17 protein-coding genes are annotated in these 16,675 nt (G+C 76.1%); 5 read left to right on the top strand and 12 right to left on the bottom strand.

Annotation, left to right across the window (positions count from 1 at the left end; genetic code table 11):
- Positions 1-102: 102 nt before the first annotated feature.
- Together BM414_RS15020 and BM414_RS15015 are read right to left on the bottom strand one after the other, a co-directional pair.
- Positions 103-1,914, bottom strand: a complete 1,812-nt coding sequence (locus tag BM414_RS15020) for an ABC transporter ATP-binding protein (protein WP_093580389.1) — start codon at positions 1,912-1,914, stop codon at positions 103-105.
- Positions 1,911-3,686 (bottom strand): ABC transporter ATP-binding protein, encoded by a 1,776-nt coding sequence (locus BM414_RS15015; RefSeq protein ID WP_093580387.1) that lies wholly within the window; start codon positions 3,684-3,686, stop codon positions 1,911-1,913. The genes BM414_RS15020 and BM414_RS15015 overlap by 4 nt, the downstream gene beginning before the upstream one ends.
- Positions 3,687-3,802: 116 nt before the next feature.
- Here BM414_RS15015 and BM414_RS15010 point away from each other — a divergent pair, with 116 nt between their 5' ends.
- Complete coding sequence (locus BM414_RS15010; RefSeq protein ID WP_093580385.1) at positions 3,803-4,438, top strand: TIGR03085 family metal-binding protein; 636 nt, start codon at positions 3,803-3,805, stop codon at positions 4,436-4,438.
- Between the two features lie 110 nt (positions 4,439-4,548).
- Here BM414_RS15010 and hisF read toward each other — a convergent pair whose 3' ends face one another.
- The 3 genes from hisF to priA are packed head-to-tail and all read right to left on the bottom strand — an operon-like array spanning position 4,549 to position 6,457.
- The gene (gene hisF, locus BM414_RS15005; protein WP_093580383.1) at positions 4,549-5,343 is read right to left on the bottom strand and encodes an imidazole glycerol phosphate synthase subunit HisF; all 795 of its coding nucleotides are present in this window, start codon (positions 5,341-5,343) and stop codon (positions 4,549-4,551) included.
- The gene (locus BM414_RS15000; RefSeq protein WP_093580381.1) at positions 5,340-5,726 is read right to left on the bottom strand and encodes a RidA family protein; all 387 of its coding nucleotides are present in this window, start codon (positions 5,724-5,726) and stop codon (positions 5,340-5,342) included. Before BM414_RS15000 ends, hisF begins: the two co-directional genes overlap by 4 nt.
- The gene (gene priA, locus BM414_RS14995) at positions 5,723-6,457 is read right to left on the bottom strand and encodes a bifunctional 1-(5-phosphoribosyl)-5-((5-phosphoribosylamino)methylideneamino)imidazole-4-carboxamide isomerase/phosphoribosylanthranilate isomerase PriA (protein WP_093580379.1); all 735 of its coding nucleotides are present in this window, start codon (positions 6,455-6,457) and stop codon (positions 5,723-5,725) included. Before priA ends, BM414_RS15000 begins: the two co-directional genes overlap by 4 nt.
- A 58-nt stretch (positions 6,458-6,515) precedes the next feature.
- Here priA and BM414_RS14990 point away from each other — a divergent pair, with 58 nt between their 5' ends.
- Together BM414_RS14990 and BM414_RS14985 are read left to right on the top strand one after the other, a co-directional pair.
- Positions 6,516-7,115: a nitroreductase family protein gene (locus BM414_RS14990; protein WP_093580377.1), complete on the top strand. Its 600-nt coding sequence runs from the start codon at positions 6,516-6,518 to the stop codon at positions 7,113-7,115.
- A 39-nt stretch (positions 7,116-7,154) separates the two neighbouring features.
- Positions 7,155-7,913 carry an SDR family NAD(P)-dependent oxidoreductase gene (locus BM414_RS14985; RefSeq protein WP_093580375.1) on the top strand — a complete coding sequence of 253 codons (759 nt, stop codon included), beginning with the start codon at positions 7,155-7,157 and terminating at the stop codon, positions 7,911-7,913.
- Between the two features lie 6 nt (positions 7,914-7,919).
- Here BM414_RS14985 and BM414_RS14980 read toward each other — a convergent pair whose 3' ends face one another.
- Positions 7,920-8,321, bottom strand: a complete 402-nt coding sequence (locus BM414_RS14980; RefSeq protein ID WP_093580373.1) for a VOC family protein — start codon at positions 8,319-8,321, stop codon at positions 7,920-7,922.
- 107 nt (positions 8,322-8,428) lie between these two features.
- On the opposite strand from BM414_RS14980, the gene BM414_RS14975 reads away from it, so the two are divergent.
- Positions 8,429-9,376, top strand: coding sequence for a helix-turn-helix transcriptional regulator (locus tag BM414_RS14975; protein WP_093580371.1), 948 nt, complete (start codon positions 8,429-8,431; stop codon positions 9,374-9,376).
- A 21-nt stretch (positions 9,377-9,397) separates the two neighbouring features.
- Here the strand turns inward: BM414_RS14975 and BM414_RS14970 are convergent, their stop codons facing one another.
- On the bottom strand, positions 9,398-10,885 hold the full coding sequence (locus tag BM414_RS14970) for an HNH endonuclease signature motif containing protein (protein ID WP_139245858.1): 1,488 nt from the start codon (positions 10,883-10,885) through the stop codon (positions 9,398-9,400).
- Positions 10,886-11,209: 324 nt separating this feature from the next.
- Positions 11,210-13,525, bottom strand: coding sequence for a M20/M25/M40 family metallo-hydrolase (locus tag BM414_RS14965; RefSeq protein ID WP_093580367.1), 2,316 nt, complete (start codon positions 13,523-13,525; stop codon positions 11,210-11,212).
- A 64-nt stretch (positions 13,526-13,589) separates the two neighbouring features.
- Between BM414_RS14965 and BM414_RS14960 the strand changes: the two genes are divergently transcribed.
- Entirely contained in the window at positions 13,590-14,624 is a 1,035-nt protein-coding gene (locus BM414_RS14960; protein ID WP_093580365.1) for a molybdopterin-dependent oxidoreductase, read from the top strand.
- 1 nt (position 14,625) lies between these two features.
- Here the strand turns inward: BM414_RS14960 and hisH are convergent, their stop codons facing one another.
- The 4 genes from hisH to hisB are packed head-to-tail and all read right to left on the bottom strand — an operon-like array spanning position 14,626 to position 16,672.
- On the bottom strand, positions 14,626-15,261 hold the full coding sequence (gene hisH, locus BM414_RS14955) for an imidazole glycerol phosphate synthase subunit HisH (RefSeq protein ID WP_093580453.1): 636 nt from the start codon (positions 15,259-15,261) through the stop codon (positions 14,626-14,628).
- Positions 15,262-15,310: 49 nt separating this feature from the next.
- Positions 15,311-15,883 (bottom strand): nucleotidyltransferase family protein, encoded by a 573-nt coding sequence (locus BM414_RS14950; protein WP_175551595.1) that lies wholly within the window; start codon positions 15,881-15,883, stop codon positions 15,311-15,313.
- Positions 15,880-16,056 (bottom strand): hypothetical protein, encoded by a 177-nt coding sequence (locus tag BM414_RS29435; RefSeq protein ID WP_175551601.1) that lies wholly within the window; start codon positions 16,054-16,056, stop codon positions 15,880-15,882. The genes BM414_RS14950 and BM414_RS29435 overlap by 4 nt, the downstream gene beginning before the upstream one ends.
- Before the next feature lie 4 nt (positions 16,057-16,060).
- Positions 16,061-16,672 carry an imidazoleglycerol-phosphate dehydratase HisB gene (hisB, locus tag BM414_RS14945; protein ID WP_093580363.1) on the bottom strand — a complete coding sequence of 204 codons (612 nt, stop codon included), beginning with the start codon at positions 16,670-16,672 and terminating at the stop codon, positions 16,061-16,063.
- Between the last annotated feature and the right edge of the window lie 3 nt (positions 16,673-16,675).

Raw genomic sequence — 16,675 nt, 5'->3', positions numbered from 1 at the left:
CACGCTGCTACCAGCCCTCAGCCGATCACGACAGCGACACGCTCAAGTGCCGTTGCAGTACTAGGACGGCGGGGCCGGTCCGGGCCCCGCCGCTCCCACGGGTCAGCCGACGCGCTCGGGGACGCCGGCCGAGGAGCGTCGCCAGGAGGTGTGCAGGCGCGCGTAGGGGCCCACGGCGTCGACCAGGTCGGCGTGCGTCCCGCGCTGGACGACCCGGCCCTCGTCGACGACGAGGACCTCGTCGGCCCGCTCCGCGGTGGACAGCCGGTGGGCGATGGTCAGCGTGGTGCGCCCCTCGGTGAGGCGGTCCAGCGCAAGGGTCAGCCGCCGCTCGGTGGCCGGGTCGACGGCGCTGGTGGCCTCGTCGAGCACGAGCAGGTCGGGCGCGGCCACGTACGCGCGGGCGATGGCGACCAGCTGCCGCTCCCCCGCCGACAGCGACTCGCCGCGCTGGCCGACCGCCGTCGCGACGCCGTCGGGCAGGCCGGCCAGCCAGTCACCCAGGCCGAGCTCGTCGAGGGCCGCGGTCACCTGCGCGTCGGTCAGCCCGGGCCGGCCGTAGCGGACGTTGTCGGCGACGGTCGCGTCGAACAGGAAGCCGTCCTGCGGCACCATTCCCACCCGCCTCCGCAGCGAGGAGAACGCGACGTCGGCCAGCGGCACCCAGCCGGATCCCGCCGACCCGAGCAGCACGCGCCCCTCGGTGGGGTCCATGAGCCGGGTGACCAGCTTGGCGAACGTCGTCTTGCCCGAGCCGGTCTCCCCCACGACGGCGTAGCGGCGCTGGGGGGCCAGCGTCAGGTCGACGCCGTCGAGGGCCGGCCGCGCGCCCGGCGCGTAGCGAAAGGTGACGTGCTCGAGCCGGACGCCGAGCGGCCCCTCGGGCAGCTCGAGCGCCGAGCCGGTGGCGGCGGGGTCGCGGACGTCGGGCTCGGTGTCGAGGACGTCGAGCACCCGGCGGAACCCGGCGATGGCGTTCTGGCCCTCGTTGAGCACCTCGCTGGCGGTCTGCACCGGCGCGACGAACAGCGTGACGAGGAAGAGGAAGGCGACCAGCGTGCCGGCGGTGACCTGCCCGGCCAGGCCGAGCCAGACGCCGACCACGACGACGGCGGCGTTGGCGACCGCGGCCACGAACTCGCCACTGACGAACACCGCGGCGGTGACCTTCTGCGCGTCGACCTGGGCGCGGTAGTGCCGGCCGATGGCGGAGTCGAGGCGGGCCGCGGTCCGCTCGCGGATGCCGTAAGCGCGCACCGTGGGGGCGCCGACGACGGACTCCGAGACCGCGGCCAGCACGTCGCCGACCCGCTCGCGGACCACGCCGTAGGCGATCGCCAGCCGCTTGGCGAACCAGCGGACGGCGATCGCCAGCGGGATGAAGCAGACGAGCACCAGCAGGGTCAGCTGCCAGGAGTAGACCGCCATGACCACGGTGGCCACGACCAGCTGGCCGAGGCTGATCACGCCGAGGACGCCGCCCCACTGCATGAAGGTCGACAGCTGGTCGACGTCGCTGGTGACGCGGGAGACCAGCGAGCCGCGGCGCTCCCCCTGCTGGTGCAGGACCGACAGGTCGTGCACGTGCCGGAACGCCCGCGAGCGCAGCCCGGCCAGCGCGGTCTCGGTGGTGCGGAACAGCCGGACGTTCATCCGGTAGACGGCGACGCCGGTGACCAGGACGACGACGGCGCAGACCAGCACGAGCGTGCGGACCAGGCCGAGGTCGGGGCCGCCGGGGGCGAGCAGGCCGCGGTCGATGACCTGCTGGACGGCGATCGGCACGACCACCCGCCCGGCCGTGGCGACCAGCGCGAGGGCGAAGGTGGCCGGCAGCCCGCGGCGGAACTCGGGCATGGTGCGCAGCCCGCGGCGCAGCGTCGCGAGCGCGCCCTCCCGCTGCTGCCCGCTCATGCCGCCACCTCCGCCTGCGAGTAGGCGCGGACCAGCGCGGCGTAGCCGGGCACGGTGGCCAGCAGCTCGTCGTGGGTGCCGCGGGCGGTGACCCGGCCGTTCTCCAGCCAGACCACCTCGTCGGCCAGGGCGATGGTGGCCTGCCGGTAGGCGACGACGACCACGGTCGAGGGCCGGTCGGCCGAGCGCAGCGCGTCGAGGATGCGCGCCTCGACGGAGGGGTCCACGGCGCTGGTGGCGTCGTCGAGGACCAGCAGCCGGGGACGGCGGATCACCGCGCGGGCCAGCGCGAGCCGCTGCCGCTGGCCGCCGGAGAGCGTGGCGCCGCGCTCGCCGACGCGGGTGTCCAGGCCCTCGGGCAGCCGGTCGACGAAGTCGTCGGCGGCGGCGACCCGCAGCGCCTCGCGGACCTCCTCGTCGGTGAACTCGCCGCCGAGGGTGACGTTGCCGCGCACGGTGTCGTCGAAGAGGAAGGTACCCTGCGGGACGAACGCGGCCTGGCCGCTCACCTCGCCCTCGCGCAGCCGGCGCACGTCGACGCCGTCGAGCAGGACCTCACCGGCGGCGGGGTCGACGAGCCGGACGAGCAGCCCGGCCAGCGTCGACTTGCCCGAGCCGGTCGGCCCGACGACGGCGACCGTGCTGCCGGCCGCGACGTCGAAGGTGACCCCGGACAGCACCGGCTGCGAGGCGCCGTCGAAGACGTGGTCGACCGCGCGCAGTCCGAGCCGGGCGCCGCCGGTGCCGGCGGCCGCGGTCTCCGGGCCGTGCGGGGTCTCGCCGGTGGCGTCGAGGACGGGGGTGACCCGGTCGAAGCCGGCCAGCGCGCGCGGGAGGTCGGCGAGCACCCAGCCGATGGCGCGGATGGGCAGCGCGAGCAGGGTGAACAGGTAAGCGATGCTGACCAGGTCGCCAGCGTCGGTGTCCCCGGAGGCGACCCGGCCGGCCCCGACCAGCAGCACGGCGAGGGTCCCGAGGTTCGGCAGGGCCTCCATCATCGGGTCGAACAGCCCGCGCACCCGCCCGACGGCGACCAGCCCGTCGCGCAGTTCCTCCGCGCGCTCGGTGAACCGGGCGCTCTCGACGTCCTCGCGGCCGAGCGTCTTGACCACCAGGCCCGCGTCGAAGCTCTCGTGGGCGATCTCGCTGACCTCGGCCCGCAGCTGCTGGGCCCGCTGCATGCGCGGGCTCATCACCTGCGAGTAGACGGCGTTGAGGACGAAGACCAGCGGGAAGACGACCAGCCCGACCAGCGCGACCAGCGGGTCGGTGAGGACCAGCGCGACGACGGTGATGGCGATCATCACGAGCGTGCCGCAGGCGAAGGGCAGCGGCGAGACGAAGTACCAGGCGGCCTCGACGTCGGAGTTGGCGTTGGAGAGCAGCTGCCCGGTCGGGTGGCGCTGGTGCCAGGCAAGCGGCAGCCGCAGGTACTGCGAGGTGACCCGGCGGCGGTAGTCGGCCTGCAGCCGGTAGGCCATGATCCCGGCGAACAGCCGGCGGCCGAGGATGCCGAGGATCTTCAGGAGCGCGACGCCCAGGAGCACCACGACGGTGGGGGTCAGCGCGCCGCCGGTCGTGTCGCCCTCGGCGAAGGCCGGGAGGATCACCCGGTCGGTGATGCCGCCGATGACGAAGGCCGACAGCACGGTCATGGCGGCGTAGAGGCTGCTGGCGACCACGGCGAGGGTGAACATGCCCGGCTGCTCGCGGATGGACAGCAGGACGTGGCGCAGGCCCCGCCGGACGACGGCGTCTCGGGCGCGGGGCACGGGTCTCCTCGGGATCGACGACGGCGGGGTCCCCCCACGTCGCTGGCCAGGCTGACCGGCACCCCCGACAGGCAGCCTGCGGTTTCGGTGCTGGTCACGATCGGTAACCCGGCACGGTGACCGATGCTTCCCGCCCGCTCGCCGCCCGCGAGCGCGCGGCCCTCGCGGACCTGCTCGACGACCTCGGACCGGACGCGCCGACGTGCTGCGAGGGGTGGACGACGGCGCACCTGGCCGCCCACCTGGTGACCCGCGACCGCCGCCCCGACGCGATGCCCGGCTACGCGCTGGAGCGCACACCGGTCGGCGCGCGGCTGCACGCGTACTCGGACCGGGTCGAGGACCGGCTGCGGACGGCGACGCCGTACCCGGAGCTGGTGTCCCGCGTGCGGAAGGGCCCGCCGGGATGGCTGCCGGGCGGGTGGCCGGTGGCGCAGCTGGTCGACGGCCCGGAGTTCGCCATCCACCACGAGGACGTGCGGCGCGCCCAGCCGGGCTGGGAACCGCGCCCCCTCCCCCTGCCCGACGCCGACCGGTTGTGGAGCGCGGCGCAGCTGTTCGCCCGCACGGCGGCGTCGCGGTACCCCGGCGGCCTGGTGCTGCAGCGCAGCGACGTCCCGGGGCCGGGCAAGCGGATCCGCGCGGGCTCGGACGTCACCACCGTCGAGGGCGAGCCGCTGGAGGTCCTGCTGTGGGCGACCGGGCGCGACGTCGCCCGGGTCGCCGTCCGGGGCGGCGCGCCCGCCAGCTGAGCGGTGTCGCGCCGAGTGGGCCCCGGAGGGGTCCGCGCAGGCGTGCCGGAGGCGCCCCGCTCAGCAGGGGGACGGCACCCGGCCGCGGTGCGATCCGGAGGATCACGGTGTCATCGCAGCGGCGTGTGCCGCTCCCCCCTGACGGGCGCACCTGCCTGCGCCAGTGCAGCCTTGACCTCGCCGATCCGCAGCGTGCCGAAGTGGAAGACGCTGGCGGCGAGCACCGCGTCGGCGCCGGCCTCGACCGCGGGCGGGAAGTGCTCGACCGCGCCGGCGCCGCCGCTGGCGATGACCGGCACGCTGACCTCCCGGCGCACCGCGCGGATGAGCTCGGTGTCGAAGCCGGCGCGGGTGCCGTCGGCGTCCATGGAGTTGAGCAGCACCTCCCCGACCCCGAGCTGCGCTGCCTGGACCACCCACTCGACGGCGTCGCGGCCGGTGCCGCGGCGCCCGCCGTGGGTGGTGATCTCGAAGCCGGAGTCGGTGACCGCGCCGTTCCGTACCCGGCGGGCGTCGAGGGAGAGCACCAGCACCTGGTTGCCGAAGCGGTCGGCGATCTGGCTGATCAGCTCCGGCCGGGCGACGGCGGCGGTGTTGACCGCGACCTTGTCCGCGCCGGCCCGCAGCAGCCGGTCGACGTCGTCGGGACTGCGCACGCCGCCGCCGACGGTGAGCGGGATGAAGACGCTCTCCGCGGTGCGCCGGACGACGTCGTAGGTGGTCTCGCGGTCGCCGGAGCTGGCGGTGATGTCGAGGAAGGTCAGCTCGTCGGCGCCCTCGGCGTCGTAGACGCGGGCCATCTCGACGGGGTCGCCGGCGTCCCGCAGGTCGACGAAGTTGACGCCCTTGACCACCCGGCCGGCGTCGACGTCGAGGCACGGGATCACGCGGACGGCGAGGCTCATGCCGGCCTCACCGCGTCGGCCTCGACCTCGACGAGCATGTCCGGGTGCAGCAGGGAGGCCACGCCGATCATCGCGGTGGCCGGCCGGACGGCGCCGAAGACCTCGCCGTGCACGCGGCCCACCTCCTCCCAGCGGGAGGTGTCGGTGACGTACATGCGGGTGCGGACGACGTCGGCGGGGCTGAACCCGGCCGAGGCGAGCGCGTCGACCAGCACGCCGAAGGCCACGCGGGCCTGCGCGGCCACGTCACCGGGGTGCACGACGGCGCCGTCGACGGTGGCGGTGCAGCCGCTGACCCACGCCTGGTCCCCGGCGACGACGACGCGGCTGTAGCCGACGAAGTCCTCCCACGGCCCGCCGGAGCCGATCCGCCGCACCGTCACGACGACGCCTCGCGGGTCACCTGCAGCGCCTCCGGCAGGGTGAAGGCGCCGGCGTAGAGGGCCTTGCCGACGATGGCGCCCTCGACGCCGACCGCGGTCAGGGCGGCCAGGGCACGGATGTCGTCGAGGGAGCTGACGCCGCCGGAGGCGACCACCGGGCGCGGGGTGGCGGCGCAGACCTCGCGGAGCAGGTCGAGGTTGGGGCCGCGCAGGGTGCCGTCCTTGGTGATGTCGGTGAGCACGTAGCGGGCGCAGCCCTCGGCGTCGAGACGGACGAGGGTCTCGTAGAGCTCCCCGCCCTCGCGGGTCCAGCCGCGCGCGGCCAGCCGGGTGCCGCGGACGTCGAGGCCGACGGCGATGCGGTCGCCGTGCTCGGCGATGGCGCGGGCGCACCACTCGGGTGACTCCAGCGCGGCGGTGCCCAGGTTCACGCGGCGGCAGCCGGTGGCCAGCGCGGCGGCGAGCGACTCGTCGTCGCGGATGCCGCCGGAGAGCTCCACGTCGACGTCGAGCTCGCCGACCACGCGGGCCAGCAGCTCGCGGTTGCTGCCGCGGCCGAAGGCGGCGTCGAGGTCGACCAGGTGCACCCACTCGGCGCCGTCGCGCTGCCACTGGAGGGCGGCGTCGAGCGGGTCGCCGTAGGAGGTCTCGCTGCCGGCCTCCCCCTGCACGAGACGGACGGCCCGGCCGTCGGCGACGTCGACGGCGGGGAGCAGCTGCAGGGTCGGCACCCGGCCAGCCTAGGGACCGGCCGGGCGGAGCCCTGGGCACCCCGGGCAGGCTGCAGCCGTGGAGTTCGCCGACGTCGTCCGCAGGCGCCGCATGGTGCGCGACTACGACCCCGACCGGCCGGTGCCGCCGGAGGTGCGCGAGCGCCTGCTCGCGCACGCGATCCGGGCACCGTCGGCCGGGTTCACCCAGGGCTGGGCGTTCCTCGTCCTGGAGTCGGCCGCCGAGCGGGACCTGTTCTGGTCGGTCACCGCCGCAGGCGGTGCGCCCGACGCGTGGCTGACCCGGATGCGCCGCGCGCCGCTGCTCGTCGTCCCGCTCTCGTCGAAGGACGCCTACCTCGACCGCTACGCCGAGCCGGACAAGGGCTGGACCGACCGCGACGAGGCCCGCTGGCCGGTCCCCTACTGGGACGTCGACGCCGGGATGGCGGCCCTGATGGTGCTGCTGACCGCCGTCGACGAGGGGCTGGGCGCCTGCCTGTTCGGCATCCCGGCCGAGCGGGTGGACGCGTTCCGGACCGCGTTCGGCGTCCCGTCGTCGCACCGGCCGGTCGGCGTCGTGTCCGTCGGCTACCCGGGCGACGGCGACCGGCGCTCCCCGTCGCTGCGCCGCGGGCGGCGGGGCCTGGACGAGGTGGTGCACCGTGGTCACTGGTGAGGCGCGGCCGGTGGACGCCGGCTGGTTGACTCCCCGCCCGTGACCGACTCCTCCTGCGCCGTCCTCGTCACCGGTGGGTCCCGCGGCATCGGCCGGGCGATCGCCCGCGCCTTCGCCGAGCGCGGCGACCGGGTGGCCGTCCACTGGGGCAGCTTGCGGGAGCGGGCCGAGGCCGTCCTCGACGGGCTGCCCGGGTCCGGCCACGTGCTCGTGCAGGCCGACATGGCCGACGCCGCGTCGGTGGGGGCGATGGTCGACGACGCCGCGGACGCGCTCGGCGGGCTGGACGTGCTGGTCAACAACGCCGGGGTCTTCGTGGCCTCCCCGCCGCTGACGTCGTCGTACGCGGAGTGGCAGGAGGTCTGGGCACAGACGCTCGCGGTGAACCTCGTCGGCGCGGCCAACGCGACCTTCCGCGCCGTGCCGCACCTGCGGGCCGCCGGCGGCGGTGCCGTGGTCAACGTGTCGAGCCGCGGCGCGTTCCGGGGCGAGCCGGACAACCCGGCCTACGGCGCCTCGAAGGCCGGCATGAACGCCTTCGCGCAGTCGATGGCGCTCGCGCTGGCGCCGCTGGGGATCTCGGTGACCTGCGTGGCGCCGGGCTTCGTGCAGACCGAGATGGCGCGCGAGGTGCTCGACGGGCCCGGCGGGGACGCCGTCCGGGCCCAGTCGCCGTTCGGCCGGGTGGCGCGGCCGGAGGAGGTCGCCTCCGCGGTGCTGTGGCTGTCCTCGCCGCAGGCCCGCTTCAGCACCGGGACGATCGTCGACGTCAACGGGGGCTCCTACCTGCGCAGCTGAGCCGGGTCAGCCGCCGTGGGCGGAGGCCCAGTGCGGGCTGGTGATCAGGCCCAACAGGTTGCCGAAGGGGTCGGCGATGACGGCGGTGGTCCAGCCCTCGCCGCGCACGGTGGGCGGCGAGACGACGGTGGCGCCGGCGGTCTCGAGCCGCTGCACCGCGGCGGGCAGGTCGTCGACGTGCCAGTGGACGACGACGCCGGCCGACTGTCCCGCGGCCCAGGTCGCGTAGCGGGCGTCGATGATGCCGAGCTCGTCCTCGTCGTCGCCGATGCGGAACTCGACGTAGGCGGGCGGTCCCTCGACGGGGCGGGTGAAGTACGGCTCGACGTCGAGCACGCCGGCGTACCAGCGGGCGGCCGCGGGCACGTCGTCGGCGAGCAGGGTCACGGTGGCCAGGCCTCGGAGCACGGGAGGGTCCCTCCGTCGGGCGGTCCGCCGGCTGCGGTCCGCTCGAGGTCGACTCTGCCGGTCGAAGTGCTCACCTCCTGAGCACTTTCCACGGCATCCTCGGCGGCATGCGCGCCGACCGGCTGGTGGCCCTCCTCCTGCTGCTGCAGACCCGGGGCCGGGTCACCGCCGCCGAGGCCGCCGGCGAGCTGGGGGTCTCAGTGGCCACGGCCCGGCGGGACCTCGAGGCCCTGTCGGGCGCGGGCGTGCCCGTGTACCCGCAGGCGGGCCGCGGCGGCGGGTGGCAGCTCGTCGGTGGCGCGCGGACCGACCTGACCGGGCTGTCCGCACCGGAGGCCCGGGCGCTGTTCCTGCTGCTGGGGCCCGCGTCCTCGGCCGGGCCGGACGCCCGGGGCGCGCTGCGCAAGCTGCTGCGGGCGCTGCCGGGGACCTTCCGCGCGGACGCGGCAGCCGCGGCAGCTGCGGTCGTGGTGGACCCGGCGGGCTGGGGTGAGCGGGTGCGCGATCGGCCCGACCTCGCGCTGCTGCTCGACGCCGTCGTCGCCCGGCGGGTGGTGGAGTTCGACTACGCGGGCCGCGGCGGTGCGGCGGGACGCCGGCGGGCGGAGCCGTGGGGGCTCGTGGACAAGGACGGCACCTGGTACCTCGTCGCCGGGACGCCGGCCGGGCGGCGCACCTTCCGCCTGGACCGCATCGGCGCGCCCGAGGTGACCGGGGAGGGCTTCGAGCGGCCGGCCGACCTCGACCTGCCCGGGGTGTGGGACGAGGTGGTCGGCGAGATGGAGCGCTCCCGGTCGCTGGTGACGGCGACGGTGCGCGCACCGGCGCGGCTGGTGCCGGTGCTGCGCGACCGCTTCGGCCGGCACTGCGCGGCGCAGGACGGACCGGACGACGAGGGGCGGGTGCGGCTGCGGGTCGCCGCGCACACGACGCGGTCGGTCGCCGAGCAGCTGGCCGGTTTCGGCGGCGCGGTGGAGGTGCTCGACGCTCCGGCCGTCCGCGCCGAGCTGGCGAGCCTCGGCGCCGAGCTGGTCGCACACCACGGCTCCGCCTGAGTCCACCGCTCGCGCCGTCGGTCAGAAGAAGCAGTCGGCCGCACCCGGCGGATCCGTACCGGCGACCTCGTGCAGGTGCACGCCGGTCCGGACGAGCGGCTCATCGACCACCCGGGGCGGATCGGTGGCCCGGGTGACACCCGAGGGCGTGGTCACCTCGAGCCGGCCGCCGGGGAGCATCCGGAAGCGCCAGCCGCGGGCGTGGGTCTTGAGCCGGTGGTGCCGGCGGCACAGGCAGCAGAGGTTGTCGCAGCTCGTGGCGCCGCGCGGCCAGGGGACACAGTGGTCGAGGTCGGTGCGGCCCAGCCGGCGGGTGCAGTGCGGATGGCGGCACCGGCGGTCGCGGATCGCCGTGAACCGCCGCTGCCCTGAACGCGGGCGGTAGTGCGTCGTGTCGGGGGGACGCCGCAGGCCCGTGCCCCGGGCGCCCCGCTCGACCGCCCGCCGCGTGCCCACGGCGACCAGGTCCCCGGCCGCGTCGTGGACGGCGAACTCGAGCGTCCCGCCGTCGGGGCGCTGCAGGCCCAGCGCGTCGACCTCGGCGAGCAGCGCGCGGCACTGCGCCGCGCTGACCGGGTGCCCGTCCACCTCGGCCGGCTCGTCCCCGCCACCCAGCGTGGACAGCTGCGTGTGCACCACGAGCGAGACGCCCACCGCCGGGCGCCGCTCCCAGGGCCGCAGCACGAGGTCGCGGAGTACCTCCGCGCGCAACTGCCCGATCGGCCGCCGATCGCCGGCGTCGCGCAACTGGCGCGCCCAGGCGTCGATCGCCGTGCCGCACGCGGCGGCCTCGGGCAGCGGCAGGTCCCCCATGAGCCGGCCCATGCCGTCCTCCGTCGCCCACCAGCGGACGTCGGCGGCGGCACGGGCACGCTGGTGGCGCCGCTCGCGCGCCGTGGGGTCGAGCCGGTCGATCCGCCGGCGGAGGGAGTCGCGCAGTCGGGCGTGCGTCCGGTCGCCCGCCCGCGGCAGGACGTCGGCCTCCACACGGGCGGCGAGGTCCGCCTCCAGCGGCTCCAGCAGGTCGACGACGGCGTCGGCGTGCGCCTCGTCGATCTCGCCGCGGCGCAGCGCGGCGAACGTGGCCCGGAAGCGGCCCGTCAGCGCCAGCGACGTTCTGATGAGCCGCCCTGCCCGGCGCTCGCCGTAGGAGTGCACGAGAGCGAGCTCGCACGGCAGCCACTCGCTGACGTCCATGACCTCGGGGACGCCCGGCTCACCCTCGCCGGGACGCTGCGCGGCCAGCAGCCCGATCATCTCGGCGCGGTCGGCGGCCAGCGCAGCGGCGCGGCGCTCCCCCAGCTGGAGCAGCCGGACGAGCCACCGGTCGGGCAGGGCTGCTCGCTCGGGACTGCCCGGTGGGCACGCGGCCGCCATGAACTCGTCGGTGGACGGCAGCTCGTCGGTGGCTGAGAACAGCTCGTCCCGGGACACCGGTGTGCCGTCGTCGGCGAAGCAGCCAAGGGGCCGCACGCCCCCGTCGGCGGAGACCTCCGCACACTCGAACACGTGTACGAGGGTAGTGGATCCGGACGCCGTGCACGAGGCGAATGTCCAGCTCACGACGCTGTCCACAGATCCTGAGCTGCCCTGGACAAGCCTGTGCCACCGGCGCAAGCCCCACGGCCAGGGACGGATCGAGCTGACGGAGGCAGGGGTCGAGTGCCACCGTGGACCGGTCGCCGCCTCGCCACCTGGACGCCGTGAGCGGGGACCCGTCGGGCTCGGACGCAGACTCCCGGGTCGTCGGTCCATGGTCGACCGTGGCCTGTCCTGCCCGTGCGGCTGCGTGGGATGGCAGGGCGGCTGCTGTCGGCGCGCGACAGCGCAGGCCTACCCGAGGTCCGTCGTCGCCCCCACGACCACGAGGTCGGAGCTGTGCGTGCCGGCCGCGTCGACACCGGCCGGGCGCGGCTCGAAGCCGGGCAGCCCGGTCAGCCCGTCGCTGCCGTCGACCACCCGCAGGGACAGCGGCCCGGCGCCGTCCACGGCGAACGTCGCCTCGACGCCCTCGGCCGGCGGCGCGTGGAAGGTGACCCACAGCCGGTCCTCCCCCAGCGCGTCAACGGGTACCTCGCGCGCCTGCACGCGGGCGGCGGTGACCGTCCCCCCGGGGGCATCCAGGTCCAGCACCACCAGCCGGACGTCGCGCTGCGGCGTGACCAGCACGGTGACCGTCCGCTGCCCGCCGGAGGACCGGTCGTCGACCACCTCGACCGTCGACGTCGGCAGGCCGGCGACCTCCGCGGGGCCGGCCGCCACCGCCCGGCCGGACAGGTACGGGTAGTCGTGCGGCAGCGTCCGCGGGGTGCCGACGTAGTGCGAGGTGTACTCCCCCGGCTGCTGCTCGGTGCTCGCCCACCACGCCTCGCCGGTGTCGGCCTCCAGCGCGTAGACGAGCTGGCTGGGCACCGGGTGCTGCTGGTCGAAGCGGTCCACCGCCAGCCCGACCGCCGTCAGCAGCACCACCAGGACGACGGCGACGCCCGGCACCGCGAGTGCCCGCGCCGGCGCCGGCCCGGCCGGGAACAGCCCCTCGAGCGCCGGCAGCAGGACGAGGGCCAGCAGCGTCGTGACCGCCGCCGGCGCGGCCCCGCCGGCCAGCCCGAGCGCCGGGAAGAACAGCGCCACGGTCGGCGCCAGGACGACGACCGCGACCGCCCCCGCCAGCAGCGCCCCCGGCAGCTGCACGCGCCGCGGCAGCAGCCCCGCGAGCACCCCCGCCAGCGCCGGCAGCGCGGCCAGGTAGGACCCGCCCGGCGCCAGCGCGGCGAGGACTCCGGCGAGGACGGCGAGCAGCGCCAGCGCCCCCGTCCGCAGCGCGGGCGCGCCCAGCCGGCGGCGCAGCAGCGCGTACCACGCGAGCACCACGAGGGCGACCACCGCGACCGCCGCCAGCCGGAACCAGCCCGGCCGCCAGGGGTCGATCATCGAGGCGTACGCCGGCCGGACCAGCACCAGTAACCGCCACAGCCCGACGACGGCCAGCGGAGCGAGCACCAGGGGCACCAGCGCAGCGAGCGTCCCGAGCAGCGTGCGCGGCAGCGAGGACCCGCGGCGCCGGTCCACGGCCGCCAGCACGACGACGCCGAGCACCGCCACCCCCGCCAGCGGCCACACCAGCGACCCGGGGTGACGCACCAGCCCGATCGGCGACGGGAAGTACGTGGCGTCGCCGTCGCCGGGCCGGGCGAGGTCGGTCAGGTCGGCGTCGCCCAGCTCCCGGGTGAGCGCCAGCGTGTTGTCGCCGAGCGCCTGCAGCGTGCCCCGGTCCAGTCGCGCGGGCGTGTCCTGCGGGGTGTGGTACGCCGCGTTGCCGTCGATGAAGGCGGTGTTCAGGCCGGTGAAGTCGCCGTCGGCGAGCAGGACGCTGAAGTCGGTGTCGTTGGGCAGCGTCCGGTAGACCTCGACGGCGAAGCTGCTGGCCACCGCGTGCGGGACGGCGGCGGCGTAGCGCGCGGCCAGCCCGGCGTTGCCCCGCGACGTCTCGAACGTGATCGGCGGGCCGGTCGTGCCGCGGGCCTCGAGGTTGAGCACCACGCCGCCCTCGGCGGCCAGCGGGTGGCTCTCCGCGAACGCCTCCGCGCCGCACAGGCACGCCTCCTCGGCGTCGGTCAGCACCACCACGACGTCGTTGCGCAGCGGCTCGCCCTCGGTCAGCGCCCGCACCGTCTCCAGGAGCGTGGCCACGCCGGCGGCGTCGTCGCTCGCCCCCGGCCCGGTCTCCACCGAGTCCGAGTGCGCCATCAGGAACAGCCGCCCGGTGCTGGCGGTGCCCGGCAGCACCGCGACGACGTTGCGCACCCGCGCCATCTCCGCCGCTCCCGGCCCGGACTGCCAGGTGCCGACGGCGTTCTGCACGCGGGTGTCCAGCCCCAGCCCGCCGAGCGTGGCGACCAGGCCGTCGACGACGCGCTCGTGCGCCGGGCTGCCGGTGACGTGCACCTCCGAGGCGATCTGCTCGACGTGCACGAAGGCCCGCTCCGCACTGAACGACGTCGCGGGTGCGTCCGCCGCAGCGGGTGCCGGCGGGTCCAGCGCCAGCACGCTCCACGCCGCCAGACCGGCCAGCAGGAGCAGGACGACCAGCGACCCGAGCAGCCGCCCGCGGCTCTCGGGCGCGGGGGCGGGCGGGCGCGACGCGGGCAACGGGTCCTCCTCGACCTGGTGCGGGACCGCGTCACCCTAGGTGCGTGGAGCGCACACTCCAGGGATGCCGTCCGTTGCGCTCCCTCGTCGTGCCGGGCGGCGGACCGACCTCGGCCTGCTCGCGCTCCTGCTGGTCGCGGGGGCGTCGGGCGTGCTGGCCTTCGGCGTCGGGACGCCGCTGCCCTCCCGCGTCGTGGCCGCCGTCCACGGGGCCGCCGGCCTCGGGCTGCTCCTGCTCGTCCCGTGGAAGGCCGTCGTCGTCCGGCGCTCGTGGCGCCGCACCCAGGGCCGCCGCGACCCCACCGCCGCGTGGGCGCTCGTCGTCCTGCTGGGGCTGACCGTCGTCACCGGCGTCCTGCACACCGTCGCCGGGACCACCGTGGCCGGGGTCGGCGTGCTGCAGGTGCACGTGGCCGCCGCCGTCGGCACCGCCGTGCTGGTGGTGGTGCACGCCGTCGGCAGCAGGCAGCGTCCCCGGCGCACCGACGCCTCCCGCCGTGCGCTCCTGCAGACCGGCGGGCTGGCCGTCGGCGCGGCCGCGCTGTGGGGTGCGGTGGAGGGCGGCCTGCGGCTCACCGGGGCGCCCGGCGCGCGGCGGCGCAGCACCGGCTCGCACGAGCGCGGCAGCGGCGACCCGGACGCCATGCCCGTCACCCAGTGGTTCACCGACACGGTGCCCGGGGACGACGACGGTGGGCTCGAGCTGGTCGCGGGCGGGCGCACGGCGCGGCTGCGGCGGCGGGACCTCGACCGCGGCGACACCGTCGAGGCCGTCCTCGACTGCACCGGCGGTTGGTTCGCCGTCCAGGAGTGGCGCGGCGTGCGGCTCGACCGGCTCCTGGCCGGGCTCGACCTGCCGGGGGACGGCAGCGTCGACGTCGTCAGCGTCACCGGCTACCGGCGGCGGCTGCCGCTGGCCGACGCCGGGTCACTGCTGCTGGCCACCCACTGCGCGGGCCGCCCACTGTCGGCCGGGCACGGGGCGCCGGTGCGGCTGGTCGCCCCCGGCCGCCGCGGCTACTGGTGGGTGAAGTGGGTGCGCCGGGTGGAGGTCGTCGACGCGCCGTGGTGGCTCCAGCCGCCCGTCCCCCTCCAGTAGGTCAGAGGGTCCCGAGCCAGTTGGTGAGCAGCTGGGCGCCGGCGTCGCCGCTCTTCTCCGGGTGGAACTGCGTCGCCGACAGCGCGCCGTTCTCGACGCCGGCCACGAACCGGTCGCCGTGCTCGGCCCAGGTCACCTTCGGCGGCGCCAGCGGGCCGGGCCGGCCGTCCTGGCCGAGCGGGAAGTCGCGGACGCCGTAGGAGTGCACGAAGTAGAAGCGCTCGTCGGCCAGTCCGTCGAACAGCACCGTGTCCTGCGGCGCGGCGACGGTGTTCCAGCCCATGTGCGGGAGCACCGCCGCCTTCAGCTGCTCCACCGTGCCGGGCCACTCGCCGCACCCCTCGGCGTCGTGGCCGTGCTCGACGCCCCGCTCGAACAGCACCTGCATGCCCACGCAGATGCCCAGCACCGGGCGGCCGCCGGCCAGACGGCGGCCGATGGTGCGCGGACCGTCGACGGCGCGCAGCTCCTGCATGCAGTGGGCGAAGGCACCGACGCCGGGGACGACGAGCCCGTCGGCGTCGAGCGCGGCCTGCCGGTCGGCGGTGACGGTCACGTCGGCGCCGACGCGGGTCAGTGCCCGCTCGGCGGAGCGCAGGTTGCCCGACCCGTAGTCGAGGACGACCACCTTCTTCACGGCTGCCACGGTACCGAGCAGCGCAGGACGGCCCGGTCGTTGTTCCCCGTCAGGACCACGGCAGCACGGTGAGCTCCGGCCACACCGACCGCCAGCGCGCGACCTTGGCCTCGAAGGTGTCGCGCCGCGCGGGGCTCGCCGGGTTGGGCCGGACCACCAGGCCGAGCAGGTCGTCGAGGCCGTGGGGCGCGTACAGCCGCGGGCCGTCGCCGTCGACGGTGAAGCCCACCGCGCAGCAGGTCGCCTCGAACGCCGCGATCGCCTGCCGGCAGTCGCGGAACGGCGCGGGCGGGTCGGCGCCGAAGCGGTCGGCGTACCAGAGGTGCACCCGCCCCTGGTTGCGGATCTCCACCGGCACCGGCAGGCCGGCGAACAGGTCCGCGCCGCGGCGGATGACGGCGTCCTCGGCGTCCCAGGACGGGTCGGGGTCGAGGTAGACGAGGTCGGCGTCGCGGATCCCGGTGCCCGGCGGGCGCCCGGTGAGCGCGTTCCAGGCCGTCTGGAACAGCAGGCCCGCGGTCAGCCACCAGTCGCCGACGCCGAGCGCCGGCGCCCGTTCGAGCACCGCGGCCACCGTCGGGTCGGCCAGCACGAGGCCGAGGAAGCGCTCCTCGGCGCTCACACCAGGCGGAGGATGCCCGACGCCGTGGCGAGCAGCGCCGCCACCAGCAGGATCACCGCGAACAGGACCTGCGGACCCGTGCGGCCCTCGGTGTCGTGGTCGGCCCTCCAGATGCTCCACGCCCCGCCGAGGAGGAACCCGCCCAGGATCATGAGGCCGACGCCGAAGTCCATGCGGTTACAGCGCGCCCTTCGTGGAGGGGACGTCGGCCACCCGCGGGTCGATCGCCACGGCGGTGCGCAGCGCCCGCGCGAGCGCCTTGAACTGGCCCTCGACGATGTGGTGGGCGTCGCGGCCGGCGTAGAGCACCCGCACGTGCAGCGTGATCCGCGCGTTGAAGGCGAAGGACTCCAGCACGTGCTTGGTCAGCGACGTCGGGTAGTCCGGCCCGATCATCGGCGTCATCGTCTCGGGCTCGGCGTGCACGAAGTACGGCCGGCCGGAGAGGTCGACGGCGGCCTGGACGAGCACCTCGTCCATGGGGATCGTGGCGTCGCCGTAGCGGGTGATGCCCCTCTTGTCCCCCAGCGCCTCGGCGAAGGCCTGGCCCAGCGCGATCGCGACGTCCTCGACGGTGTGGTGCGCGTCGATGTGCAGGTCGCCGTCGGCCCGGACGGTGAGGTCGATGCCGCTGTGCTTGGACAGCGCGGTGAGCATGTGGTCGTAGAAGCCGACGCCGGTGCTGATCGAGCTCTTCCCGGTGCCGTCGAGGTCGAGCTCCACGACCAGCTTGGTCTCGCTGGTGGCGCGCTCGACGCGGGCTCGGCGGCTGACGGCAGGGCGACTCATGGG

It is taken from the genome of Geodermatophilus amargosae, from assembly GCF_900116515.1.
In the GTDB taxonomy this organism is placed as follows: domain Bacteria; phylum Actinomycetota; class Actinomycetes; order Mycobacteriales; family Geodermatophilaceae; genus Geodermatophilus; species Geodermatophilus amargosae.
The sequence above is the reverse complement of the archived record's forward strand: the minus strand, read 5'-3'. Positions and strand labels throughout refer to the sequence as shown.